The organism is Streptomyces sp. NPDC048288 (assembly GCF_043201555.1).
Lineage (GTDB): Bacteria > Actinomycetota > Actinomycetes > Streptomycetales > Streptomycetaceae > Streptomyces.
In genome coordinates this window covers 401,341-425,396 of sequence record NZ_JBICZD010000001.1, presented here as the reverse complement: position 1 = coordinate 425,396, position 24,056 = coordinate 401,341, and the positions used below count along the sequence as shown (strand labels likewise).

The following is a 24,056-nucleotide window of genomic DNA, read 5'->3' as shown; positions in this document are numbered from 1 at the left end:
ACACACGAGGAGTGCCCCCGTGGCCCCAGACAGTGGAGAGATCTGGCACAGGAACCCGTTCCCCCGCAGCCCTGTCGTACGCCTGGGGCCGTCGTCCGATCTGGGGGACGCGGCGGTCCAGGGCGCCGACTCCGGCAACGCCCATATCGACACCCCGCTCGTCGCCGACCTCGAAGGGCTCGTCGACGACTACTTCGCGCCGCCCGCCGCGGGCGGCCGGCGCGGCCTGGCCGTCGCCCTGGTGGGCGGGTTCGGGCTGGGCAAGAGCCACGCGCTGCGCCGGGCGTACCAGAAGGTGCGCGCGGACCGCCCCGAGGCGTCGATGTGGACCGTGGACGAACCGGCCCAGGACATGGGGCGGCTCTACCGGGACCGGCTGCGCGGCCCCACCGACCTGCCGCAGGGCCGCCAGGCCTTCGAGGAACTGGTCCGGGACTACTACGCGTACGTGACGGCCGGCTGGGTCGGCGCCCAGGAGGACGACCCGCGCCGCACCGCCCTGCAGGACATCGCGGCCGGTCTGCGCGACCGCACCCTCGACCCGGACAAGGTGGTCTCGGCGCTGCGCTACGACCCCGAGGTGATCCACGCCGATCTGCGCGGCACCCTGGGCGAGGTCACCGAGCACCGCGGGTTCGCCACCGCGCTCGCGCTGCTGCTTGAGCCGCCGTTCAAGCCCATGGTCTGGCAGTGGCTGCGCGGCGGGGAGCCCGCGGAACCGCTGCGCGAACGCGGGGTCACCGAGCCCATCGGCCCGGCCGCGGACCGCGCGGACACCGTCGCCGGCATCGACCGGGTCTTCGACGCGCTCGCCGTCCAGGGCTTCCTGCACGGCCGGGTCGGCCGGCCGTACGTACTGCTCCTGGACTCCCTGGAGAAGGTGCTGGACTGGCGGGAGGAGCTCCGGCGCACCTTCATGGACGCCTTCGAACGCCTCGTCAACATCTACACCAGCCACGGCGGTCTGCTGGTGTTCTGCACCTCGACGGACGGGCTGCGCGCGCTGCGCCCCAGCGTCCACGAGCGGATGGTGCAACTGTGGGCGAACGGGCTGGACGAGGACCGCACCCGGCAGCTGGTGGCCCGCTACCTGGCCGCCGGCGAACCGGCGGCCGACGCGGCCCGGCCGGCCACCGGGCCCTTCGACGAGGAGGGGCTGCGGCTGGTGCACGGGCTGGCCGAGGGGGTGCCCCGCCGGGTGCTGAGGATCTGCCGGGAGGCCTGGCAGATCAGCGAGGACGGCGACGGGCTGGTGCGCGCGGTGCCCGGGGCGACGGTGCTGACGGCGGCCCGCCGGCTGCACGAGCGGGTGACGTACGAGCAGGTGCTCAGCGATGTCCACGACGCGCTGGACCTGGGCCAGTGGCGGATCGCCTCACGCGACCCGGTGCCGGTCCGGCTGTCCCGCTCGGCGGACAAGCGGGAGGAGGTCATGTACTGGCTGTCGCCCGCCCCGAACTCGTATCTCGCGGTGATCTACGCCCGTTCGCTCCTGCTGGCCGACGACGCCGAACGGGTCACCGCCCTGGTGCACGGGCTGCGCAGCGCGGTGAGTCCGGGACGGTTCGAGGCACTGCTGGTCGTCAACGGACTGGTGTCGCAGGCGATGCAGGACCGGCTCTGGCGGTCCATCGGGTCCCGGCCGCTGGTGTACCGGCAGACCGGCTTCCCGCAGAGCGTGCACGAGGCGCTGCTGCAGCTGGCGCAGCGGCTGGTGACGGAGCGGCGCGACGGCGACCTGGTCGAACTGGGCGAGCAGCTGCGCCGCGACCTGGACCAGCAGACGGCGCAGCTGGAGGAGTTGAGCCGGGCGATGGCCGCGCTGGCCCTGGAGCCGCGTGCGGGTACGCCGGTGACGGCCACGGTGCTGCCGTCCGGCTCCCGGGGTGCCGGCGGCGAGTCCGGGGAGGAGCTGCCGGGGCCGGTGGGGCGGCGGTTCCGGGACGCGCTGGCGATGCTGGAGGGGGTCACCCGGCGGGCGGCCGACCGGGCCGTGGCCCGCCGTTCCGCGACGACCTCGGCGGAGCTGAGCGTCTTCGGCTGCGCCACCCTCGTCCAGTCCCTGACGGAGAAGTTCCGCAGCTCCGTGGCCATCTGGTCGGCGGCCACCGCGGACACCGCGCCGACCGAGCGTCAGCTCGTCGAACTGCGCCGGATCTGCCGGGAGTACGAGCGGGCGGTCGAGGTGCTGCCGGTGCATCTGCTGGGCGACGCCGACCAGGCGCACGCGCCGGCCCCCGCCGGTACCGTCGAGGGCCTGGCCGAGGAGGTGTGGGGGACGCTCAGCGCGACGGCTGCGGCATGACCTCCGGCACCGCCCGGGCCAGTTCCGCCAGGCGCCGGTCGGCGTGGCCGACCTGCCGCTGGTCGAGGGTGACGCCCAGCATGAAGGAGCGGGGCGAGGTCCACAGCACGTAGACGGCGCCCTCCTGGACGTCGAGGACGATCCGGTCGAGCGGGGGGCGGTCGACGACCGGCGGGCCGACCGGGCCGAGCGCGTCGGTGAGGCGGACCAGATGGCCGCGCAGGCTGCGGGACAGGTCGCGGTAGGCGGTGCGCCGGGTGCGCACGCTGACGCCGAGGAAGCGCGGGCCGAGGGAGTGCGCCTCGAAGACGTCGCCGACGCAGACCAGGGTCCAGTCCTGGTAGTAGGCGGCGTAGTGCAGGTCGGTGGTGTTCACGTGCTCGCGCCACAGGTCGCGCATCCGCTGCTCGTACGCGGTGTCCGCGGCGGCGGCCGTGCCGAAGTCGATGCGGGGGCTGCCGTCCGCCACCGCCTGCGGGCGCGGCCCGTCCGGATGGGGCGCGGCCCCGGTGTCGCCGCCGAGCAGTTCGTCGGGCAGCGAGTGGACCTCGGTGCGGACCCGGGCCACCAGGCGGTTCATCGTGGTGTCCATCGCCGGCACGCCGTCGGGACCGTCCGCGGTGGCCGCCAGGAACTCGCCGGGCCGGGCGCGGCCGCCCCACAGTCCGCCGCGCTGGTTGACGACGACGGTACGCATCAGCTCACCGGTGCCGAGCGGGCGCAGCACCCCGCCGAGATCCTGCGCGGACAGCAGCAGCCGGCTGCCGGGCAGGGCCTCGTTGCGGGCCTCGTCGCCGGCCTCGGTGACCAGGGAGCTGAGCGGGGCCCGGTCCAGGCGCAGGACGGCGAAGTCGAGGATGCCGTTGCTGTAGTGGCAGAGCGACCGCACGGCGGGCGTCGCGGCGACCGCCTCCTCGCACATCGCGGTGATCCGGCCGTGGCCGGTGACGGTCCAGTGGGACTCCTTGAGCGTCTGCGTGTGCTGGGTCGCGGGTGCTGCCACCGGGGTCGCCTTTCCGTGGGGTGCTGCGCTGCCGCCTCGCGCGGGTCACATGCCGGGCAGTTCCAGGTCGATGTCGTAGCCGGAGGCCGGTGCGGGGCGGCCGGTGTCGATGCCGGCGAGCCGGTCGAGGTGGGCGCTGACGCGTTGCCCGTCGGGCCGGTCCACCATCCCCAGGTCGCGCAGCCGGTCCAGCGCGGACCGGCCGAACGTGACGGCCTCCTCGGTGCGGCCGGCCGCCGCGAGGGTGACGGCGAGGGAGTGCTCGGCCGCCGCGACCCAGGGGTGGCCGCGGCCCACCGAGTGGCCGAGGAGGGCGGCGGCGCTGCGTCCGACCGCCTCGGCCTCGGCCAGTCCCGCCTCGGCGTCCGGCAGCCCCGCCTCGGCCGAGTCCCGCAGGTAGACGCCGTGCCGTACCTGGCACAGCGCGCTGAACGGGTGGCCGAGGCCGAACAGCCGGGCGACGGCCTCCGCGCACTGCCGTGCCTGCTGCTCGGCCTCCTCGGCCTTGCCGAGCGCGTGCAGGTCGGCGGCGTAGCTGAACTGGCAGCGCAGGGTGTCGTAGCGGTCGGCGCCGAACCGGCTGAGGTAGACGCCCAGGGCCTGCTGGTCGCGCTCGTGGGCGAGTTCGTGGCCGTAGCGGGGGTCCTTCACGGCGGGGAAGCCGTCGGCGAAGCGGCGTTCGCTGATCGCGAGGCCCACCTCGGCGCGGAGCCGGACCATGCCGGAGGCGTCGCCGAGCCGGCGCAGCTGCCGGCGCAGCAGGTCGCGGGACTCGCCGTCGCGTCCGACGCAGCGGTAGAGGTAGGCGAGCAGGTCGGCCTGTCCCCAGGCGACCGGGTCGTCGGGGCCGCCGACGGCCTGGCGGTGGCGGAAGCGGTTCTGGACGCGGGCCAGGGCCGGGGCGACCCGTCCGGTGAGCGCCTCGGTGAGGGCGAGGTTGTGCTCCACCTGGATGGTGGCCTGGTGCTTGGGGCCCAGTAGCAGCGTCAGCCCGTCCAGGGCGGGCCGCAGTTCGAGGAGCGCGTCCTCGAACCGGCCGAGGGCGCGCAGGGTGGCGGCGTAGGAGTCGGCGGAGAGCAGGGTGCGCGGGTGGGTGAGGCCGAGCAGCCGGCGGTGGCCGCGCAGGGCCTCCTGGGCGAGTTCCCGGGAGTGTTCGTAGGCGCCGCGCAGCCGGTGCGCGCGGGCGGTGAAGTTGAGCAGGCGCAGGTATTCGGGGGACTGTTCGTCGCCGTCGCGCCGCCACTCCTCGCGGGCCCGTCCCGCGATGTCGAGGAGGCGGTCGAGGTCGGCGGTCTCGGCGCGCCCGCCGAGGGCGCCGAGGTGTCTGAGCAGCGAGCGGCGCACCCGGGGCCGGGGGTCCTCCCACATGCGCAGCGAGTACACCTCGCGGGCCCAGTCGGCGGGCAGGTCCTGGTTCTCCTGCTGGCTGTACTCGGCGAGGACGCCGCGCAGCACCGACTCGATGTGCTGGCGCTCCTCGGGGTCCATGCGGGCGCGGATCAGGTCGCGCAGTCCGTGGTGCTGGGCGAGCGGCTGCTGCCGGCGGTCGAAGTCGACGTCGAGCAGGCCGACCTGGCCGAGGGCCCACAGGGCGACGCTGACCATGTGCTCGTCGGGCAGCTGGACGTCGTCGGGGTGGCGGGGGACGGTCCGGGTCCGGCCGTTGCCGGGGTCGGCCTCGTCGTCGCGGCCGAGTTCGGACAGGATGCGCCGGGAGCGCAGCAGTTCCAGGCCCATGCCGCGGCCGGTGAGCAGGGAGGCGGCGTCCAGCAGCCAGCCGAGGGCGTCCCGGTCGGGGCTCTCGGCGCTCCAGGCGGCGGCGCCCGGGGTGGTCAGGGCGAAACGCCGGGCGACCTGGACCATCACCTCGACGGCGGAGACGGCGGGGACGGTGCGCAGCAACTCGGTCTTGTCGGCGCGGAATTCGGCGACCAGGTCGGCGACGGCGGCGCGGACGGCGGCCTCCGGGGTGAGGTGGTCGTCGGTGCGGTGCAGCGCGGTGCGTTCGGCGAGGCAGTGCCCGGCCAGGTTCAGGGCGTGCGGCACGGAGTCGACGACGCCGGCGATCTGGGCGGCCTGCTGTGCGCCGATCTCCGGGACCCGGTCGGTGAGCAGCGCGCGGCTCTCCTGCGCGGTCATCGCGGGCATCGCGAGGGGGGTCAGGTGCGGTGGCCGTTCCTCGGTGTCCGGTACCTGGTCCGGCAGTACCCGGCTGGTGATCAGGACGTGGCCGTCGCGGTGCGGTACGGGGAGCAGGCCGTGCAGTTCGGCGGGGTCGACGGCACCGTCGTAGACGATGAGCCAGCTGCCCACGTCGCCGTCGGGGCGCGAGAGGCGGGTGAGGAGGCGGGAGACGGTGTCGGCGGCCGGGGCGCCGAGCCGGTCCTCGCGGGCGCCGAGGCGTCCGGCCAGCCGGGCCAGGCCGCGTTCGACCCGCAGGAGTTCCCAGGCGCGCACCCACCACACGACGTCGTACCCGGGGCCGAGACGGTGGCACAGCTCCAGGGCGGCCTCGCTCTTGCCCCAGCCGCTGGGGGCGTGCAGCACCAGGCAGGCGCCGTCGCCGCCGGCCTCGCGCAGCCGCTCGCCGAGGGTGGCGAGGAGTTCGTCGCGGTCGGTGAAGGCGCGGTTGCGCGGGCCCAGGTTGGTGGCCTCCGGCAGTCTCGGGAAGAGGACGGCCGCGGCGGGGACGCCTTCGGCGGTGCCGAGGCCGAGGCCGGCGTAGAGCAGCCGCAGCGCCTCGTCCTGGTCGGCATCGCGCAGGTCGATGCGCTCGTGGTGGGCGGCGTCGGCGTGCGGGAACGACTCGTCGACCAGGACGATGCGCACATCGGTGTGGGAGAGCGCGCCGATCTGGGCGAGCAGTGTGTCGTCGGCGTCGTCCGGGGCGAGGAACAGCAGGGCCGCGCCGTGTTCGGGCCGTTCGCCGGTGTAGGTGTCGGCGCGGCGCAGTTCGCCGTGCACGCCCTTGGCGGCCAGCCGGTCGCAGAGCCAGGCGGCCCAGGCGGCGTGCCGTACGGAGTGCACGACGGTGACATGGGTGAGGCCCGGGACGCGGTGGGCGCGCAGCCAGTCGGCGAGCCGCTCGTAGTAGGGACGCAGCCCGGCCACCGTGCCGGCCTCCTCGGCCTCGACGGCCAGGCTGCGGCTGTCCTGGTAGAGCGGGTTGTACGGGATCTCCAGGAACGGCGTGTCCCGTTCGCCGACGGCCCGGGCGAACCCGCGGAACCGGCGGCGGGCCCGCTCGCGTGCCTCGCGCAGCCGGTCGTGCACGCCGACGTCGCTCTTCAGGCCGAGGGTGAGCAGCCGTACGGGGCGGCCGGTGCGGTGGGCGGTCAGGTCCTCGGCGAGGGCGGCGGCGCCGTCGATGGACCAGGCGGTCATCGCGAAGCAGAGGACGAGCGCGTCGGCGAACGCGGCCGCGTCGGCGGGTTCCGCCGCCTCGGGCGTGTCCGGCACCGGGGCCTCGACGAGGACGTGGTCGTAGGACCGGGCGACCGGGTCGTCGCCGAGGGCGCCGAGCGCGGTGCCGCCGACGGCGGCGGTGCGCACCTCGCCGGGGACCGGCGGCGGCAGGGGCGGGGCGGCCTCGGGGTCGCCGGCCCGGCCGTCGACGAGCAGGACGCTGCGGCCCGCCTCGGCGAGCACGTCCGCGGTGTTGCGCAGGGTGGTGCTCAGGCCGAGGTTCTCCGAGGTCGCGAGGAAGACAGCGAACGGACCGGGGCTGTCAGGGGAGTTGGCGACGGGCATGACCTCTCCGCTCAGCGCGACACGACAGGGGAAGACGGCAGGGGAAGACGGCAGGGCAGGTGACGGCCGGACAGGACGGCCAACACCCCCACCAAGACGGGCAAACCGGGCGCGCGATGCCGACAGTACAGGCCGAACGCCACCACCGACGGCCCGGCCGCCCCAGGGGGTGCCCGGCGGATCAGGCCGGCGGGCAGCAACGGTGCACCGACGCCGACCCGGAGCGGGGTGTGGTGCGTGCGGCCGCGAGGCGGAGGAGGGAGTCGACGTGGGGCGTCGGCGAGTGACGACACCGCCCCTGGGCGAGTGCGTGCCACACCCCGCGTCGCCGGCCTGGTCCGCCGGGCACCCCCTAGGCGCCTCATGCCTCAGGTGGTGCTCTCTTTGTGTCCGGTGACGAACGGGTCGCCCTCGGCGCAGCTGTCGTAGACCCGGCGCAGGGTCGCGCCCAGCACCGTGTCGGGCAGGGCGGCGACGTCCTCGGGCGACAGGACCGAGAGGTCGAGGACCGCCGACTCGACTTCGGGCACCGGACTCCCGGCGCGATCGGGCACCGGACTCCCGGCGCGCCGGAGCCGCGCCTCCTCGCCGACGGCGTCCTCATCCACTGCCATGGTGTCCGCTCCACGGGTCTCGGGGCCTGGGCGGGTCCGCCGTCCCAGCGTAGCTCCGCCGGGCCGTCGACGGCAGCCGTACGGCGCGCCCGACGGACCGTCAACTGCTCCCGCAAGGGCTTGCGTTGGCTCATTAACGATATTGACGCTGAACACACGGCGAACGAATACTGGTGGCACAGAGTGCGCCGCCGACCGCGTCCGCCGAGGTCCGCGGTGTACGCCGTCGGGGGGAAGCGGATGAGTCGACCGCCACTGCGCCATGCCGAGCCGCCCTGGCCGAGGTCCGTCGACGTGGCGGAGCGCCGGGCGGCGGGCTGGGTCCCGCGACCGTTCCACTCCTTCGTGCTGAAGGTGCACAGCCGCTGCGACCTGGCCTGCGACTACTGCTACATGTACCGCTCCCACGACCAGAGCTGGCGCGGCCTGCCGCGCGCCATGGCACCGGCGACCGTACGGCGTGTCGCCGAGCGGATCGCCGAACACCTGGCCGCCCACGGCGTGTCCGAGGCCGGCGTGGTGCTGCACGGGGGCGAGCCCCTCCTCCTGGACGACGAGACACTCGCCCGCACCGTCGAGGAGCTGCGCACGGCGGTCGGCGGCGGAGTGCGGCTGCGCCTGTCGCTGCAGACCAACGGCATCCGCCTGACGGAGGAACGGCTCGCGCTGTGCGACGCGTTGGGCCTGCGCATCGGGGTGAGCACCGACGGCGGCCGGGCCGCCCACGACCGGCACCGGCGCGGCGCCGACGGACGCGGCAGCCACGCCCGGGTGAACGCGGCCCTCGGGCGGCTGGCGAGCGAGCGCCACCGCCATCTGTTCGGCGCCCTGCTGTGCACGGTCGACCTGCGCAACGACCCGGTCCGCACCTACGAGGACCTGCTCGAACACCGCCCGCCGGCCCTGGACTTCCTGCTCCCGCTGGGCACCTGGCACACCCCGCCCCCGGGCCTGGACCCGAGCGGCCGGCTGACCCCGTACGCGGACTGGCTGTGGGCGGTCTTCGAACGCTGGTACGACGCACCGGTCCGGGAGACCGGGATACGGCTCCTCGACGACCTGCTGGCCCTGCTGCTGGGCGCCGCCCCGCGCACGGAGTCACTGGGCCTGTCCCCGGTGCGCTACGCGGTGGTCGACACCGACGGCGCCCTCACCCAGGACGACGCGCTGCGCACGGCGTACGACGGGGCGGCGGCCACCGGGCTCGACGTGTGGCGGCACTCCTTCGACACGCTGCTGCTGCACCCCGGGGTCGCGGCCCGCCAGTGGGGCGCCGACGCGCTGTGCGCGAGCTGTCTGGCCTGCCCGCTGCACCGGGTGTGCGGCGGCGGCCACTACGCCACCCGCTACCGGCCCGGCACCGGCTTCGCCAACCCCAGTGTCTACTGCGCCGATCTGGCGGAACTGATCCGGCGGGTACGGCACCGGCTGGGCATGGACCTGGCGCGTGCCGGAGAGAAGACGGAGAGGCTGCGGGGCACGGGGCCCCGGCCTGTGGAGGCGGTATGACGCCGGTGCCGCATGGGATGCCGGGCGTGATGTTCGACGCGGTCGCCGCGGGCGGTGGCGGGGCCGCGGCCCTGGAACTGCTGGCCCGCGCGGAACACAGCAGGCGCCTGGCCTGCGCCTACGCCGTGACGCGCACCGCCGGGGAGCTGGGCGGCGCGTCGGCCGGGGAGGCCGGCCGGGCCTGGGAGCTGTTCGACGCCGCCACCCGCGCGGACCCCGTGGCCACCGCGGCCGTCCTGTCCCATCCGGCGGCGGGCCCCGCGCTGTTCGGTCTGCTGGCGCGGCTGGTGCGCGAACGGGACGGAAGGACCGGGGAAGAGCCGGAGGAGACGGCGGCGGAGACGGCGGAGAAGGCGGAGGCGGCGGCGGAGAAGGCGGCGGCGGGAACCGGGCACGGCGGGCCGCCGATCCGGTGGTTCACCGCGCTCGCCGCCGCCGCGGCGGTCCGGGCGGGGCTGCCCGGGCGGGTGGAGTGGCCGGTGGACGGCGACCGGGTGGCGCTGCCCTCGCTCGGCCGGACCCGCTTCCCCGGCGCCCGCCCCGGCGACCGGGCCCGGCTGCGGGTCACCGCGGACGGCCGGTCCCTGGTCACCCTCGCCGACGCGTCCGGGACCGACACCGACGGACCGGTCCCGGTACCCGCGCGGGGGTACGGCGGCACGGGCCGCTGGCAGGGGGCCCGGCTGCTGGACACCCTGGACGGGGGCGCGCCGCTGCTGCTGGACGTCCTGGACCAGCCGTACTTCCCGAACGCGGCACCGCACCCCGCGGACCTCGGAGCCGGGGAGACCCGGCACTGGGAGACCGTGGCCCGGGAGGCCTGCGCACTGCTGCGCGCGGACCTCCCCCAGGCATACGCGGAGCTGGCCGCCGGCCCCCTGCTGCTGGTGCCGCTGGTGAGCCGCGGCCCCGGGCAGGTCAGCGGCAGCAGCGCGGAGGCGTTCGGCTGCGTGGCGCTGTCCCGTCCGCCCACCGGGACGACGTTCGCGGTGACCCTGGTGCACGAGATGCAGCACAACAAACTGGCGGCCCTGCTGCACCTCTTCGACCTCCTGGAACCCAGCGACGCCGAGCGGTTCTACGCCCCCTGGCGCCCCGACCCCCGGCCGCTGCTCGGCCTCTTCCACGGGGCGTACGCGCACCTGGGCGTGGCCCGGTTCTGGAACGCCCGCCGCGAGTCCGAGCCGGACCCGGCGCTGCGCGCCACCGCCCACGTCCTCTTCGCCCGCTGGCGCCTCGCCGCCCGCGAGGCGACCGTCACCGTCCTCGCCTCGAACCGCCTGACCGGGCTGGGCGAACGCTTCGCCGGGCAGATGCTCACCACCCTGGACGCCCTCTGCGCCCTGCCGGTCCCCGCCGCCGCCCGACACCGCGCCGAGTCCGCGGCCCACGCCCACCACACGGCCTGGCACGCCCGCAACGGCACCACGCTGCGGGTGCCGGCCCGGGAGGGCTGAGAGCGCGCCCGGCATTCCCGGACCGGCCGCCCGGCCCTCCTCGGTGCCGCCCCGATCGACGGGTACGAGACCCCCTCTTCGCACGCACGTGCCTCCCCTGCTGCCGCCCGCGTCCCAGCTCCGTCCCAGCGGCATCGCGTCCCCGCAGGTCAGCGGCGTGTGACTGTCCCGGCGTCCCCGGCCGGGCCGGGTGTGCCCGGGGCGGGGGGCGGGCGGGTCAGCATGATCCGGGCCGGGAGTTCCCGGTCAACTCACATGAGGGGGAAACCAGATGGGACGGAGGACGCTTCTGCGGGGTCTGACCCTCGCCGTGGCAGCGGTCCTGCCCCTGTGCGGGCCCGCCGCGGTACAGGCGGCCCAGTCCGTGACCACCGCGGCGACCGCGGCGACCGCGGTCGCGGTCTGTGGGCACACGAGCGAACAGCCCACGCTGCAGCGGGGATCGACGGGGGATCCGACGGTCGAGGCGCAGTGCGAACTGGACCTGGCGACGAAGCCGAGCCGGTACACGCCGATCGCGGCGGACGGCTCGTTCGGGCCGGCGACGGAGACACGCGTCAAGGAGTTCCAGGCGTGTGCCGGGCTGAGCGTGGACGGGGTGCTCGGACCGCAGACCTGGGCGGCCCTGAACACCTGGGCCGCCGCGCCGCACACCTGCGCGGCCCAGGGCACGTCGGCCACGGCGCAGGCGACCGTGTGCGGCCACACGGACACCCGCCCGACGCTGCGCGAGGGCGCGAACGGCGTCGAGGTCAAGGAGGTGCAGTGCCGGCTGAACCTGGCCATGGAGCCGTTCCACTACCCGCCGCTGACCATCGACGGCGACTTCGGGGGCGGCACCGAGGGCCGGGTGATCGAGCTCCAGCACTGCGCCGGGCTCAGCGCCGACGGGGTCGTGGGCCCCAACACCTGGGCGAAGCTGGTGGACTGGTCGAGTCGTAACGCGTACTGCACGCCACCGCGACCGGCCGGCTACCCGATCGACGGCCTGGACACCGCCAAGTACCAGCACCCGGGCGGCGCGCCGATCGACTGGAAGGCCGTGAAGGCCTCGGGTGTCGAGTTCGCGACGGTCAAGGCCACCCGCGGCCTGAACGTCACCGACGAGTACCTCGCCACCGACCTGCCGGCGGCCCGGGCGGCGGGACTGGCCGTCGCGCCGTACCACTTCTACACGGGCTCGGCGGCCGACACGGGAGCCGCGCAGGCCGACCGGTTCATCGCCGCGGTGCGGGCGACCGGCTACACCGGGCAGCGGGCGGGCGACCTGCCGCCGGTGTTCGACCTGGAACGCATGGACGACGGCACCGGGCGCTGCCCGACCTACGGCACGGTGGCCGACGCCAAGGCCTGGCTGGACAAGGTGGAGGCGGCCTTCGGCCGTACGCCGGTCATCTACACCCAGAAGTCCTTCCTGGACGACTGCCTGGGCTCGACCACCGCGTTCGCCCGGTATCCGATGCAACTCGCGGACTACCGCCAGTCGATCACCCAGCCGCCGCTGCCGAACGGCTCGACGACCTGGACGATGTGGCAGTACACCGACGCCGCGCTCTTCCCGGGCATCAAGGCCCCGGCCACCGGTGACGTGTTCAACGGCACCCAGGCCGACCTGGACCGGCTGGCCAACCGGTGATCCCGGCCGCCCCCGCCGTCGTACCGAGGAGGACCACCATGACCGCCCGGTTCGCCCGCGCGTCCCTCGTCGCCCTGCTCGTCGCCCTGGGCTTCACCGCCCCGGCGCCCGCCTCGGCGGCCACCGCCGCCACCGCCGCCAACGCCACCGCCGCCACGAGCTGTTACGGCGGAGCGGTCACGGTGCACTACGGGGAGGTCCTCGACTTCGGCCCGTACCGGACCACGAGCCGTTGCGCCGACATCAACATGCGCGTCGTCGGAGGCGACGCGGAGTACGTCGTCGCCTGCGTGAAGTTCGAGAAGACCGGTGTCTGCAACCGCTGGACCAAGGTCGGCTGGAGCTGGACGACCATCGCCACCGACGTCCTGGACGGGACCAGGTTCACCGTGCCCAACGGCGTGGACCTGGAAGGCAGTTCCGCCACCATCCAGATCGCCTTCTGACCCCCGGCCACAGGGAGAGCACCATGATCCGCAACAGAACGCTGGCGTCGGCCCTGTTCACCACGGCCGCCCTGCTGGCCGTGGGCGTCGCGCCCGCCTCGGCACAGTCCTCGGCCGCCGCCACCAGCTGCTACGGCGGCGCGAAGACCCTGACGTACCACTACCAGGCGGCCGCCAAGGAGTACGGCACCTACACCACGTCCTCGCGGTGCAACGACATCAACCTGCGGCTCATCACGGACGAGCCGGGCGTGTACCTGGACGCTTGTGTGGTGTTCGTCGACCACACCACCCTGTGCAACAACGGCAACGCGTACACCACGCACGGTACCGAGTGGGGAACCGTCGCCACCGACGTCAAGGACGGCACCCACTTCGTCCTGCGCGTCCACGCCTACGACATCGACGCGCAGAACGTGACGTTCCAGCTCGCCTACTGACCTTCCCCGGCCTCTTCGAAAGGACGACCATGACCTTCTCCTCCCGTCCCCTGGACCGCCGCACCATGCTGCGCGGCACGCTGGCCGCCGGCGCCGGTGTCGCCTTCGGTCAGCTGCTGTTCTCCGGCACCGCGCAGGCCTACTCCTGGTCGCGCACCCTGGAACAGGGCGCCACCGGCGCCGATGTGACCGAGCTGCAGATCCGGATCGCGGGCTGGGCGGCGGACAGCGCGAGCCACAGCCGGGTGAGCATCGACGGCGACTTCGGCTCCGGTACGGCCGCGGCCGTACGCCGGTTCCAGACGGCGTACGGCCTGACCGCCGACGCCAGCGTCGGACCCAACACCCAGGCGAAGCTCAACGCGCTGGAGCAGTCCGACGGTTCCACGCTCCACTTCAACTGGAGCGAGTTCGTGAACCAGTCGGACGGCACCTTCAACGGCGGCAAGCTGAGCGCGTCGGCGGTGAAGGAGAACGTCCGCCGCTGCATGTACAAGCTGGAGGCGCTCCGCAAGAAGCTGGGCGACAAGCCGATCACGGTCAACTCCGGCTTCCGCAGCATCGCGCACAACGCCGAGATCGGCGGGGCCAGCGACAGCATGCACCTGTACGGCACGGCCGCCGACCTGGACGTGCCCGGCGTTGCCACCAAGACCGTCTACCAGAAGGCGGAGACCTGCGGGTTCTCCGGGCTGGAGACGTACACGGTCGACCACCAGCACGTCGACAGCCGGGCCGACCTCGGCCGCGACTGGTGGTGGGAGGACGGCACGATCTGAGGCCGTCGCATCCGGGGGATCGGAGCTCCGGGTACCGCCTCGGCGGTACCCGGAGCTCCGGGCATCAGCTCTTCGGTGTGTTCTTCAGCGCCGCCTCGCAGGAGGGCCAGTCGTGGAAGTCGTGCCGGACGCTCCACAGCCGGTGCGCCGCTTTGATGTTCCAGTCCGGGTCGAACGCCTTGAGCGGGGTGCCGTCGAGGTCCCGCAGCCGGGCGTCGGAGATCTGGAAGACGCCCCAGTTGCGGCTGCCGTTGGTGTTGGGCAGCACGTACAGCGGGTCGAGGAAGGAGGCGCAGCGGGCCACGGCCACGGCGGTGCCGGGGTCCTCGGCGAACACCTCACGGACCCGCTTCGCCACCCTGGCCGGCGACCAGGTGGTCATGTTCACCTGGTGCGCGTACAGCGCCTTCTTGGTGGCGTCGTCGGCGACGCTGGTGGCGGGCAGCCCCGCCAGCACCTGGAAGGCGGTCAGCCGGCGCAGGGTCTCCGGCCCGAAGTCGCCGTCGATGGCGAGCTTGCCCTTGGCGCGCGCCAGCAGGGTCTGGACCTCGCGCACACAGTCGTCGTGCTGCCCCATGCTCACGGTCCTGCACGCCGGGGAGTCCAGCACCTTGTCGCCGGACGCCGACGGGTCACCGTCGGTGCTGTCACCGGGCAGCCACACGAACCCGGCCACCAGCACCACCGCGACCACGGCGGCCAGCACCGCCGCACGGGGGGACAGCTTGTCGGGCATCCGGAACCACCGCGACCGCCCGGTCCCGATCCTGGCCGCGGCCGCGGCCGCGGCCGGGGTGACGTCCTCCGGTTCGGGTTCCGGTTCCCGCTCGGGTCTCGGTTGCGGTTCCGGTGCCCGCTCGGCCTCCGGCTCCGGCTCCGGTTCCTTCTTCAGCTCCGGCCCCTGTTTCGGCTGCGGGCTCTCCTCGGCGGCCGTGGCCGGTGTGTCCCGTTCGGTGTCCGCCAGCGCCCACAGCCGGTGCGCCTCGCGGAGCTCCTCGGCGCTGGCGCCGCACACCTTGGCGAAGGCGTGCACCACGCGGTAGTCCGTCGGGACGCTGAGGCCGGAGCAGTACCGGTGCAGGCTGGACCCGCTGACGCCCGCCTCCTTGCCGAGCCGGTCGTAGCCCCGGCCGCTGCGGTCCTTCAGCATCCGAAGGCAGGCGGCGAACTTCTCGCCGTGCGGAGAGGCGACCACACGTCCCCCGTAGCTCGGACCTCTTACTGACGGGTAGAAGTTACCGCGAGAAAGCGACACGCGTGTCCTTTCCCTGCCACAAAACGACCGTCAACATCCTTTCTAACAACGCGAGTTGACAAAGAGCGACCGCCTGTCGCCGGTGCGGTCGCCGGGCCGGCGGCCGTACGGTGCCCTAGGCCGTTCCCGGTGCCGCCGGCACGCACCGCCGGGCGAGGCCCGCCGCGACCAGGTAGGCGAGCGCGCCGACGGCCATGCTGACGCGCAGCCCGGTGCCGTAGTCGGCGGCCGTGGCGAGCAGGCTGCCGCCGAGCGCGACGCCGGCGGCGCTGCCGATCTGGCGGGTGGTGTTGAAGAGGGCGGAGGCGGCGCCCGAGTACGCGGCGGGCGCGGCGCCCATCACGGTGGCGGTCGAGCCGGTGAGGGCGAAGGAGGTGCCGAACCCCGCGGCCATCATCGGGGCCACCAGCAGCGGGTAGGCGGGGTCGGGCCCCGCCGCGGCCCAGCCGGCCAGCCCCAGGGCGGCCAGCAGCATGCCGGAGACCACCAGCGGACGGTGGCCGGTGCGGCGGGACAGCCGTCCGGACAGGACCGAGGCGAACATGGTCATCGCCACCGCCGGGAACAGCGCCAGCCCGGTGCCGAGGGCGCTGAAGCCGCGCTGGTGCTGGAAGTCGAGGCTGGCGGTGAACACCATGCCGTAGAAGCCGAAGTTGAACAGCAGGCCGATGGCGGCTCCCCCGCTCATCGCCGGGGAGCGCAGCAGGTCCGGCGGGAGGACGGGAGAGCGGGCCAGCCGCTCGCGCACCGCGAACGCCACGGCGGCCAGCGCGGCCAGGCCCACCCCGGCGAGCACGGCCGGATCGGACCAGCCCCGCCGTCCGGCCTCGTTGAGCGCCGCGGTCAGCAGTGCCACCGCCGCCAGCACCGCGCACTGCGCCGGCCAGTCCAGGGCCCGGGCGGCGTGCCGGGGCGAGCGGGCCACGTGCCGCAGCGTCAGCACCAGGCAGGCCGCTCCGACGGGGAGGTTGATCAAGAACACCCAGCGCCAGCCCAGGGTGGCGACGAGCAGTCCGCCCAGCAGCGGACCGGCGGCGGCCGCGATGCCCGCCATCGACCCCCACAGCCCGAAGGCCCGCGAGCGGGCGGCCGGGGTCGGGTAGGCCTGCTGAAGCAGGGCCAGCGAACCGGGCACGATCAGCGCCGCGCCGAGCCCCTCCGCCAGCCGCGCCGCCACCAGCGACGGGGCGCTCGCCGCGAGCGCGCACGCGGCCGAGGACAGCACGAACACCGCCACACCCCAGCAGAACACCCGGCGGCTGCCCAGCCGGTCCCCCAGCGCGCCGCCGGTCAGCAGGAACCCGGCGAAGACCAGGGTGTACCCGTCGGTGATCCACTGGATGCCGGTGAGCGAGGCCGACAGCTCCCGGCCGATCACCGGCACGGCGACGTTGATGGCCGTCACGTCCAGGATCACCATGAAATACCCGGCGCACACCGCCAGCAGCGGTGCCCAGGACCGTCGCCCCGGCTCCGGGGACGACTCCTCGAACGCCACGAAAGCCACGATAAGCGACATATCCGGGTCCGCAAGATCGCCCGGCGGCAGTAGCCTGGAGAGGAGTGGCACCGGGACGGACGGAGCCTCCCGATGCACTCCCCCGGCCGAGGGGGACGCGACAGAGGGAGGCGGAGCGCCATGCCCTGGAGTCTGAACGGCACGTATCTGGAGAGCTGCAACTGCGACGTGGTCTGTCCCTGCACCACCTCGGGCCTGACCGCCCCCGCCGACCACGAGCGCTGCCAGGTGACCTTCGCGTTCCATGTGGACCGCGGCACCGTGGACGGCGTGGACGTCTCCGACCGCAGCGTCGCCGTCTTCATCGACGCGCCCCGGGTGATGGCCGACGGCGGCTGGCAGGTGGCGCTGTACCTCGACGCCGCGGCCGACGAGGGGCAGGCGGACGCCCTGGGCCGGGTCTTCTCCGGCCGAGCGGGCGGGCCGATGGCGGCGCTCGCCCCGCTGATCGGCGAGGTCCTCGGCGTGCAGCGGGTACCCATCGACTACCACGACGACGGCCGCCGTCACGCCGCCCGGGTCGGCGACGCCATCGACATCGAGATCGAGGACCAGGTCGCCCCGCAGTTCGGCGAGGACGGCCCGGTCATGAGCCTGACCGGCATCTTCCACCCGGCGAACAGCACACTGACCGTCGCCCGCTCCACGCGCGCCACCGGCGCCGGCGTGTACGGCCGCTCCTGGGACTTCTCCGGCGGCAACGCCCACTCGGCGCCCTTCACGTGGTCCGCGTGACCGGTCGCCCGGTCGCCGTCCGCCGCGGGGCGAGCCCCGCCGCACTGCTGCTGGTCGTGGCGGCCGCCGCCTGGGTCTGGCTGGTGACCCGCTGGGGCACGCAGACGATGCCGGGCACCATGGGTCTGGCCCTGCCCGCGTTCCTGGCCGTGTGGACGCTGATGACGGCCGCCATGATGCTGCCCGCCACGGCACCCGTCGCCGCGCTGTACGCCCGCACCATCACCACGCACCGCACACCGCGCATGGCCGTCTTCACCCTCGCCTACCTGCTGGTCTGGGCCGCGGCCGGGCTGCCCGCGTACGCCCTGGCGGCCGGCCTGGACCGGGCGGCGGCCCTCCCCGCCATCGCGGGGACCGCGGTGGCCGCGGCCGTCTTCGCCCTCAACGGCGTCTACCAGCTCACCCCCCTCAAGGACCGCTGCCTGGCGAAATGCCGCTCACCGGTCGGCCTGATGCTGCGCTACGCCTCCTACCCGCGCCCCTCGCGCGACCTGCGCGCCGGAGTCCACCACGGGGCCTTCTGCCTGGGCTGCTGCTGGTCCCTGATGGTGCTGCTGGCCGCCTTCGGCGCGATGAACCTCTGGGCCATGGCGGCCCTGACCGCCGTGATCACCGCGGAGAAGCTGGCCCCGGCCGGCCACCTCGTGGCCCGCGCCGTCGGCCTCACCTCACTCGCCCTGGCCATCGCCGTCTTCTGGCTCCCCGCACTGGCCCCCGGCCTCACCGGCGGCAGCATGACCGGAATGTGAGACCGCGACCTCACCCGTGGTACAGCACGCGGACGGCGTACGCGTCGGCCGGAAGCCCGATCAGGTAGTCGCTGAAGTAGCGGCGCCGCGCGTCGTTCGCGACGTCCAGCCAGTGCCCCTCCAGGGTCAGCAGGGCGTTCGAGGGCAGGACGTCGTCCATGGCGTGACGCACCAAACCGTCGAGGTCGTCACTCAGGCGGGCGATCGGGTCGTCGCCCACGACCTCCTCCAGTTCGGGGTTGTCCAGGAACGCCGCGATGACCGGCTGCGCGCGGTAGTCCTCCACGGCCTGCACCTGCGAATAGCTCTCGGGGTCGGCGAGGTGCCGGGCCCGGAAGTCACCGAAAGCACGGCCGGGCGGGTAGGCGGAAGCGAACTCCTGCCATGCCTCGAAGGTCCTGCGTGCCTCGGCGGCCGCCCGCGCACGCGGCGTTTCGAGATCCAGCAGCGCACGTGGTCCGCCGTCGCACAGCGTCGGCGGCACGTTGCGCGGCTGCCCGGACAAGGTCTCGGCACCCCGGACGAGGCGCGGGTCGTCCTCGTACCCCGGGACGACCAGGAACTCGCAGCCCCCGCCGTCGACCTGCCAGTAGTCCCACCAGGTCTCGGCGTCCGGATCACCGACCCCGGCGTCACGGTTGTAGTCGTACGGCGCCATCGCCGCGCCGACGGCCCGGACGACGTCCCCCGGATCGCACGGGGGAAGACACACCGTGACCTGCTCTCTCGCCATGGCTCTTTCCTCGATCCCTCTTCACACTCATCGTTCACGCAGCCGAACGCGATCTTCTCCCAGGGAAGCGGACGCCCGCTTCGCAGGGGTACCGAACCACTGACCGGCGGCCTGTTCGATGCGGCAGCAGCTTGGCGAGGCGAGTGCCGTCCTGGAGGCGGAAGTCGGGGGCGTTGCGGCCGACCGGCGGGTGCTCGCTGCCGGGGTCGCAGCCCCGACAGATGACCTGCACGTCAGCTCCTCGGAGGGGGCTGGGTCACCGTGCGCCCGGCCGCGCGTCGCGCAGGAACACGGCGCTGGTGAGGGTGCCGAGGAGGACGAGGGCGGCGTTGAGCGCGATGGCCGTCCGCAGTCCGCCGAGGACGGCCGAGGCTCCGGTGCCGGTCATCGCGGCGGTGGCGACGGCGCTCATGACCGGCGTGCCCATGGTGATGCCGATCTGCTGGGTCATGGTCGCGAGCCCGGTGGCCAGGCCCTGTTCGTGGTCGGCGAGACCGGAGGTGGCGGTGACCATGAATCCGACGATGACGAGCATGTTGCCCACGCCACCGGCGAAGGTGGCGACCAGCAGCAGCCACATCCAGGAGCGGTCGGCGCCGAGGCCGAGCAGCGCGGCCGTGAACACGGTCTGCAGGATGCCGCCGGCGATCAGCGTCCGCCTGCTGCCGATCCGCCCGATGACCCTCGGGGCGACCGAGCCGCCGACGACCGTCCCGATGCCCAGCACGCCGAAGGACAGACCGGCGGCCAGCGGGGAGAAGCCGAGCACCTCCTGGAGGTAGAGGGTGAGCAGGAAGACCAGCGAGGTCTCGGTGAGGAAGGCGATCAGACCGGCGACATTGCCCCAGGCCACCGAACGCCTGCCGAGCACCCCGAGCGGCACCAGCGGGGCGCTCACCCCGCGCTCGACGGCCCAGAACACGATCAGCAGCAGCACACCGGCCGCCAGCGACAGCAGCGCGTTCGCGGAGCCCCAGCCGTGCTCGCCGGCCTGGGTGAGGCCGAGGACGACGGCCAGCAGACCGAGGGTGACGCTGACGGCGCCGGGCACGTCCAGCCTCGGGCGCTCGTCGGGCCGGGACTCCTTGACGACCGTCGGGGCGACGACCAGGACGGCGACGACGACGGGCACGTTGATGAAGAACGCCCAGCGCCAGGAGAGCAGGTCGGTCAGCAGGCCGCCGAGGATCGCGCCGGTGGTGAATCCGGCGGACATCAGAGCCCCGTTGAGGCCGAGGGCCTTCTCCCGCAGCGGGCCCTCCGGGAACGAGGTCGTCATGAGCGCGAGGCCGGCCGGGGTCACCGCGGCCGTCGCGAGCCCCTGGAGGACACGGGCCGTGATCAGCACCTCCGGGTTCTGCGCCAGACCGCCCACCAGCGAGGCCGCGCCCAGCACCACCAGCCCGCCGAGGAAGAGCCGGCGGCGGCCGAACAGGTCCGCGACCCGGCCGAACAGCAGGGTGAAGCCCGCCGCGCACAGGGCGAACGCGGTGCCGATCCACTGCAGACGGGCCAGTGAGAAGCCCAGGCCCTCACCGATCACCGGCAGCGCCACGTTCAGGATGGAGAAGTCCACGGCCAGCATGAACTGGGCCGCGAGCAGCAGCACCAGCACCAGCCGCAGGCGCGGGGTGAGGACCGCCGGAGCCGTTCCCGCGGCCGTACCGGCCGTCTCCGCATCGATGACGGACATGACGTCGAGTCCCCTTCGTCAGGATTCAGCCCAGTCGGTCCGGGCTTCCGCGGCGCGTCTGTCGTACGCACCGCCGGGAAAGAGACTCGTCTCGGCCAGGGACCCCAGCCAGCACCCTGTCTCGCACAGCCGTCGTAAGGGTGGTCATGACATGACCACCCTCACGGCTCACGCCCGGCGCGCCGGGTGGGCATCATGGAGGCGAGCGAACGGGAGGCAGCGATGGACACTCCGTCCGAACTGGGCGACTTCCTCAGGTCCCGCCGTGCGGCACTGCGTCCGCAGGACGTCGGCATCACCCCGCATCCGACCCGCCGCCGGGTCAGCGGGCTGCGCCGCGAGGAGCTGGCCATGCTCGCCGGGGTCAGCATCACCCACTACACCCGTCTCGAACAGGGCCGCGCGCTCAGCGCCTCGGACTCCGTGCTGGACGCGATCGCGCGCACCCTGCGGCTGACCGACGACGAGACCGCGCACCTCAAGGACCTGGCCCGCCCCACCGCCACCGCGGCCCGCCGCACCACACCCCGCGCGGAGCAGGCCGGCGCCTCGGCCCGGCAGTTGCTGGCGGCCATGTCGGAGGTGCCGGCCCTGGTCCTGGACCGCCGCAACGACGTACTGGCCTGGAACCGGCTGGGTCACGCCCTGCTCGCCGCGCATCTGCCCGCGGACAGCCCCGGAGCTCCGGGCACCCGGCCCAATGTGACGCGGATGCTGTTCCTGGACGACCGCTACCGGGCCCTCTACACCGACTGGGACGACGAGGCACAGCTCGCGGTCGCCTCGCTGCGGCTGATCGCCGGCCGGCACCCCGACGACCGCCGGCTGACCGAACTGGTCGGTCGACTCACCGTCCAGTGCGACGACTTCGCCTCCCGCTGGGCCCGCCATCCGGTGCGCACCTGCGCCTCCGGACTGAAGCGGCTGCGCCACCCGCTGGTCGGCACGATGGACCTGAGCTTCGAGAACCTCCTCCTCCCCGGCACCTCCGGCCAACGCCTCATCGCCTACACAGCCGAACCCGGCTCACCTTCCGAGGCGGCCCTGCGCCTGCTGGCAAGCACGGCCGCACGCGAGACCGAGACCACCTCCGCGGCGGTGTGAGACCCGATCGCGCCGACGGTCGATCCGGATCGCATCTTCGCGGCTGCGAGCTCCCATAGGGCGATGACCACGCACAGCGTGCATGTGCGCGAGGCCGCGCACGCCCGTTCCAGGCCGACGCGAACCCACGGCCCACGGATCATGAGCCCTTCGAGAATCTTGGCGACCCGGACCGTCGGCCCCGAGGTTCCGAAACCGCCAGGTGGTACTGCTGGTCTCAGTCTCGCGTCTGGTGGCGTCGGGTTCCCGAAGAGCACCATGAAGATCCGAGCCCGGAGCCCCGGCGTGGGCAGGGCGCGGGCACGGCACACCGCGCGCCGCACGGCTCGGGGACCGTCCATCCCCTCCCCCGCCGGAGAGACCATGGCTGACACAACCGGTTTCAACGAACGCAATATCGAGGAGTTCCGCGCGAACCACGGGCAGCTGGGCGGAGGGTTCGCCGGGGCCCCGGTGCTGTTGCTGCACACCGTGGGGGCGCGCTCAGGTGCCGCCCGGGTGAATCCGATGATGTACCTGGCCGATCAGGGCCGTTATCTGGTCTTCGCCTCCAAGGCGGGCTCCGACCGCAATCCGGACTGGTACCACAACCTCCTCGCGCATCCCGAGGTCCGGATCGAGGTGGGCGACGACGAGGTCGCCGTACGGGCGCAGGAGTTGCGTGGCACCGAACGCGACACCGCCTTCGCGGAGCAGGCCCGCCGTTACCCGGGCTTCGCCGCCTACCAGCGCAAGACGCGCCGGGTGATCCCCGTCGTCGCGCTCGTTCCCACCGGCGAGGGCACAGCGCCCGCCGACCGCACAGGACGGACACCGTCGTGAGCATGGCCTATCTCGCGCAGCCCGATCAGCAGCAGAAGCTCGAATGGCTCGACGGAGGCCAGTTCGCCGTCCTCCTGGACAGCGCCGCCACCGAGGGACAGCTGACCGTCGGACGCTTCAGCGTCGCCAGGGGCGAGGCACCGCCGTACCACCTGCACACCCGCGAGGACGAGATCTTCATGCTCATCCAGGGCACCGCCCTGCTGTGGTCGGACGACCAGGAGATGGAACTGACCGAAGGCGGCATCGTCTACCTCCCCAGAAACATCCCCCACGGCTACCGGATCACCTCCGACACCGCCGACCTGCTGATGATCTGCACCCCCGGCGGCATCGAGGGCATGTTCCAGCACGCCGGACGCGACCTGGCCACCCCCCGGCCCGAAGACTTCGAGATCTCCAAGGACCGAATGGCCGAAGCCGCCGACCTCTACGGCCAGATCATCCTCGGCCCACCCCGCTGAACACCCCCACCCCCCGGCCCCCCACCCCCCTGCACGAGAGGCACCACCATGTCCGGGCAACAACGCCGCGCCCTCGACGAAATGCTCCGCCACGCACCACTCGACGTCGGAGGCGACGTCACCGAAGCACGCACCGTCTTCCACGAGATGATGACCTCGATCCCGCTGCCCACGGACGTCACCACGGCCCCCGGGCACCTCGGCGGCGTCCCCGTCGTCACCGTCGACACCCCCGGCAACGATCCGTCCCGCGTGCTGCTCTACCTCCACGGCGGCGCCTACGCCATCGGCTCCGCCGCCGACGCGGCGGGCCTGGCCGCCGACGTCTCCCGGCGCTGCGGTGCCCGCGCCGTCTGCGTCGACTACCGCCTGGCACCCGAACACCCCTTCCCCGCAGCCGTCGACGACGCGCTGGCCGCCTACCGCGCACTGCTCGACCAGAACGTCCCCGCCGAACAGATCGCCTTCGTCGGCGAGTCCGCAGGCGGCGGCCTGACCACCGCCACGCTGGTCGCGGCCAGAGACGCGGGCCTGCCCCAGCCCGCATCGGCCACGGTCTTCTCACCCTGGGCCGACCTCACGGTCTCCGGCACCAGCACGACCGGCAAAGCCCACCTCGACCCCGCCCTCACCCCCGAGGCCCTGCACACCCGCGCCCACGACTACCTCGGACCGACCACCGCCACCGAACCACTCGCCAGCCCGATCTTCGCCGACCTCACCGGCCTGCCCCCACTGCTCATCCAGGCAGGCTCACACGAGATCCTCCTCGACGACGCCCTACGACTGGCCGCCCGCGCCGCCGACCACGACGTCCCCGTCCAACTCCAGGTCTGGCCCCAAGTCCCCCACGTCTTCCAGGCATTCGCCGCCCTGCTCGACGAAGCCGACGAAGCACTCGACTCCGCCGCCGCCTTCACCCGCACCCACTGGGCCCGGGCCGCGAAAGCCGCCGAAGGCAGCGCACCCGACGTCACGCCGGTCGCCGCGCCGGACGCCGTACTCCAGCCGTGATCGCGTCCGCCCCCCTCACTCCGGAA

At 73.8% G+C, this 24,056-nt stretch carries 20 protein-coding genes; 13 read left to right on the top strand and 7 right to left on the bottom strand.

The features are described from left to right. Positions 1-19: 19 nt before the first annotated feature. Complete coding sequence (locus ACGFZS_RS01800) at positions 20-2,305, top strand: hypothetical protein (protein ID WP_393793467.1); 2,286 nt, start codon at positions 20-22, stop codon at positions 2,303-2,305. Here the strand turns inward: ACGFZS_RS01800 and ACGFZS_RS01795 are convergent. The 3 genes from ACGFZS_RS01795 to fxsA all read right to left on the bottom strand — a co-directional run bounded on the left by ACGFZS_RS01795 (position 2,283) and on the right by fxsA (position 7,672). Further along, the gene (locus ACGFZS_RS01795; protein WP_393793466.1) at positions 2,283-3,308 is read right to left on the bottom strand and encodes a hypothetical protein; all 1,026 of its coding nucleotides are present in this window, start codon (positions 3,306-3,308) and stop codon (positions 2,283-2,285) included. The genes ACGFZS_RS01800 and ACGFZS_RS01795 overlap by 23 nt on opposite strands. Before the next feature lie 45 nt (positions 3,309-3,353). Beyond that, a complete protein-coding gene (gene fxsT / locus ACGFZS_RS01790) occupies positions 3,354-7,058 on the bottom strand; it encodes an FxSxx-COOH system tetratricopeptide repeat protein (RefSeq protein ID WP_393793465.1) in 3,705 nt (1,234 codons plus the stop codon). 368 nt (positions 7,059-7,426) lie between these two features. Further along, the gene (gene fxsA / locus ACGFZS_RS01785) at positions 7,427-7,672 is read right to left on the bottom strand and encodes an FxSxx-COOH cyclophane-containing RiPP peptide (protein WP_393793464.1); all 246 of its coding nucleotides are present in this window, start codon (positions 7,670-7,672) and stop codon (positions 7,427-7,429) included. 240 nt (positions 7,673-7,912) lie between these two features. Between fxsA and ACGFZS_RS01780 the strand changes: the two genes are divergently transcribed. The 6 genes from ACGFZS_RS01780 (at position 7,913) to ACGFZS_RS01755 (ending at position 13,939) form a co-directional block, all read left to right on the top strand. Beyond that, positions 7,913-9,181 (top strand): FxsB family cyclophane-forming radical SAM/SPASM peptide maturase, encoded by a 1,269-nt coding sequence (locus ACGFZS_RS01780; RefSeq protein ID WP_393793463.1) that lies wholly within the window; start codon positions 7,913-7,915, stop codon positions 9,179-9,181. Further along, a complete protein-coding gene (locus ACGFZS_RS01775) occupies positions 9,178-10,638 on the top strand; it encodes an aKG-HExxH-type peptide beta-hydroxylase (RefSeq protein ID WP_393793462.1) in 1,461 nt (486 codons plus the stop codon). Before ACGFZS_RS01780 ends, ACGFZS_RS01775 begins: the two co-directional genes overlap by 4 nt. 271 nt (positions 10,639-10,909) lie before the next feature. Continuing rightward, positions 10,910-12,274: a GH25 family lysozyme gene (locus ACGFZS_RS01770; protein WP_393793461.1), complete on the top strand. Its 1,365-nt coding sequence runs from the start codon at positions 10,910-10,912 to the stop codon at positions 12,272-12,274. Positions 12,275-12,312: 38 nt separating this feature from the next. Continuing rightward, entirely contained in the window at positions 12,313-12,720 is a 408-nt protein-coding gene (locus ACGFZS_RS01765) for a hypothetical protein (RefSeq protein ID WP_393793460.1), read from the top strand. Positions 12,721-12,743: 23 nt separating this feature from the next. Next, entirely contained in the window at positions 12,744-13,160 is a 417-nt protein-coding gene (locus tag ACGFZS_RS01760; RefSeq protein ID WP_393793459.1) for a hypothetical protein, read from the top strand. A 29-nt stretch (positions 13,161-13,189) separates the two neighbouring features. Further along, the gene (locus tag ACGFZS_RS01755; protein WP_390970157.1) at positions 13,190-13,939 is read left to right on the top strand and encodes a D-Ala-D-Ala carboxypeptidase family metallohydrolase; all 750 of its coding nucleotides are present in this window, start codon (positions 13,190-13,192) and stop codon (positions 13,937-13,939) included. Between the two features lie 64 nt (positions 13,940-14,003). On the opposite strand, the gene ACGFZS_RS01750 is transcribed toward ACGFZS_RS01755, so the two are convergent. After that, positions 14,004-15,134 (bottom strand): helix-turn-helix domain-containing protein, encoded by a 1,131-nt coding sequence (locus ACGFZS_RS01750; RefSeq protein WP_393793458.1) that lies wholly within the window; start codon positions 15,132-15,134, stop codon positions 14,004-14,006. Positions 15,135-15,309: 175 nt separating this feature from the next. Then, entirely contained in the window at positions 15,310-16,692 is a 1,383-nt protein-coding gene (locus tag ACGFZS_RS01745) for an MFS transporter (protein WP_393793457.1), read from the bottom strand. A 141-nt stretch (positions 16,693-16,833) separates the two neighbouring features. Here ACGFZS_RS01745 and ACGFZS_RS01740 point away from each other — a divergent pair, with 141 nt between their 5' ends. Continuing rightward, positions 16,834-17,448 (top strand): DUF1326 domain-containing protein, encoded by a 615-nt coding sequence (locus ACGFZS_RS01740; protein WP_393793456.1) that lies wholly within the window; start codon positions 16,834-16,836, stop codon positions 17,446-17,448. Continuing rightward, complete coding sequence (locus ACGFZS_RS01735) at positions 17,445-18,200, top strand: DUF2182 domain-containing protein (RefSeq protein WP_393793455.1); 756 nt, start codon at positions 17,445-17,447, stop codon at positions 18,198-18,200. Before ACGFZS_RS01740 ends, ACGFZS_RS01735 begins: the two co-directional genes overlap by 4 nt. A 10-nt stretch (positions 18,201-18,210) precedes the next feature. Here the strand turns inward: ACGFZS_RS01735 and ACGFZS_RS01730 are convergent, their stop codons facing one another. Together ACGFZS_RS01730 and ACGFZS_RS01725 are read right to left on the bottom strand one after the other, a co-directional pair. Then, positions 18,211-18,933, bottom strand: coding sequence for a hypothetical protein (locus ACGFZS_RS01730; protein WP_393793454.1), 723 nt, complete (start codon positions 18,931-18,933; stop codon positions 18,211-18,213). 256 nt (positions 18,934-19,189) lie between these two features. Then, entirely contained in the window at positions 19,190-20,626 is a 1,437-nt protein-coding gene (locus ACGFZS_RS01725) for an MFS transporter (RefSeq protein ID WP_393793453.1), read from the bottom strand. Positions 20,627-20,848: 222 nt separating this feature from the next. Between ACGFZS_RS01725 and ACGFZS_RS01720 the strand changes: the two genes are divergently transcribed. From ACGFZS_RS01720 to ACGFZS_RS01705, 4 genes are all read left to right on the top strand, one after another. Further along, the gene (locus tag ACGFZS_RS01720) at positions 20,849-21,730 is read left to right on the top strand and encodes a helix-turn-helix transcriptional regulator (protein WP_393793452.1); all 882 of its coding nucleotides are present in this window, start codon (positions 20,849-20,851) and stop codon (positions 21,728-21,730) included. Between the two features lie 363 nt (positions 21,731-22,093). Further along, positions 22,094-22,552: a nitroreductase family deazaflavin-dependent oxidoreductase gene (locus tag ACGFZS_RS01715; protein ID WP_393793451.1), complete on the top strand. Its 459-nt coding sequence runs from the start codon at positions 22,094-22,096 to the stop codon at positions 22,550-22,552. A 2-nt stretch (positions 22,553-22,554) separates the two neighbouring features. Beyond that, positions 22,555-23,016, top strand: coding sequence for a cupin domain-containing protein (locus ACGFZS_RS01710; protein WP_393793450.1), 462 nt, complete (start codon positions 22,555-22,557; stop codon positions 23,014-23,016). 48 nt (positions 23,017-23,064) lie between these two features. Next, positions 23,065-24,030, top strand: coding sequence for an alpha/beta hydrolase (locus ACGFZS_RS01705; RefSeq protein WP_393793449.1), 966 nt, complete (start codon positions 23,065-23,067; stop codon positions 24,028-24,030). Positions 24,031-24,056: the final 26 nt, after the last annotated feature.

What these genes read in the sequence shown, in the direction of transcription:
- ACGFZS_RS01740 (WP_393793456.1), top strand. Translation starts at nt 16,834, where the DNA reads ATGCCCTGGAGTCTGAACGGCACGTATCTGGAGAGCTGCAACTGCGAC.
- ACGFZS_RS01710 (WP_393793450.1), top strand. Translation starts at nt 22,555, where the DNA reads ATGGCCTATCTCGCGCAGCCCGATCAGCAGCAGAAGCTCGAATGGCTC.
- ACGFZS_RS01705 (WP_393793449.1), top strand. Translation starts at nt 23,065, where the DNA reads ATGTCCGGGCAACAACGCCGCGCCCTCGACGAAATGCTCCGCCACGCA.
- ACGFZS_RS01780 (WP_393793463.1), top strand. Translation starts at nt 7,913, where the DNA reads ATGAGTCGACCGCCACTGCGCCATGCCGAGCCGCCCTGGCCGAGGTCC.
- ACGFZS_RS01775 (WP_393793462.1), top strand. Translation starts at nt 9,178, where the DNA reads ATGACGCCGGTGCCGCATGGGATGCCGGGCGTGATGTTCGACGCGGTC.
- ACGFZS_RS01755 (WP_390970157.1), top strand. Translation starts at nt 13,190, where the DNA reads ATGACCTTCTCCTCCCGTCCCCTGGACCGCCGCACCATGCTGCGCGGC.
- ACGFZS_RS01760 (WP_393793459.1), top strand. Translation starts at nt 12,744, where the DNA reads ATGATCCGCAACAGAACGCTGGCGTCGGCCCTGTTCACCACGGCCGCC.
- ACGFZS_RS01765 (WP_393793460.1), top strand. Translation starts at nt 12,313, where the DNA reads ATGACCGCCCGGTTCGCCCGCGCGTCCCTCGTCGCCCTGCTCGTCGCC.
- ACGFZS_RS01720 (WP_393793452.1), top strand. Translation starts at nt 20,849, where the DNA reads ATGGACACTCCGTCCGAACTGGGCGACTTCCTCAGGTCCCGCCGTGCG.
- ACGFZS_RS01715 (WP_393793451.1), top strand. Translation starts at nt 22,094, where the DNA reads ATGGCTGACACAACCGGTTTCAACGAACGCAATATCGAGGAGTTCCGC.
- fxsT (WP_393793465.1), bottom strand. Translation starts at nt 7,058, where the DNA reads ATGCCCGTCGCCAACTCCCCTGACAGCCCCGGTCCGTTCGCTGTCTTC.
- fxsA (WP_393793464.1), bottom strand. Translation starts at nt 7,672, where the DNA reads ATGGCAGTGGATGAGGACGCCGTCGGCGAGGAGGCGCGGCTCCGGCGC.
- ACGFZS_RS01725 (WP_393793453.1), bottom strand. Translation starts at nt 20,626, where the DNA reads ATGTCCGTCATCGATGCGGAGACGGCCGGTACGGCCGCGGGAACGGCT.
- ACGFZS_RS01770 (WP_393793461.1), top strand. Translation starts at nt 10,910, where the DNA reads ATGGGACGGAGGACGCTTCTGCGGGGTCTGACCCTCGCCGTGGCAGCG.
- ACGFZS_RS01730 (WP_393793454.1), bottom strand. Translation starts at nt 18,933, where the DNA reads ATGGCGAGAGAGCAGGTCACGGTGTGTCTTCCCCCGTGCGATCCGGGG.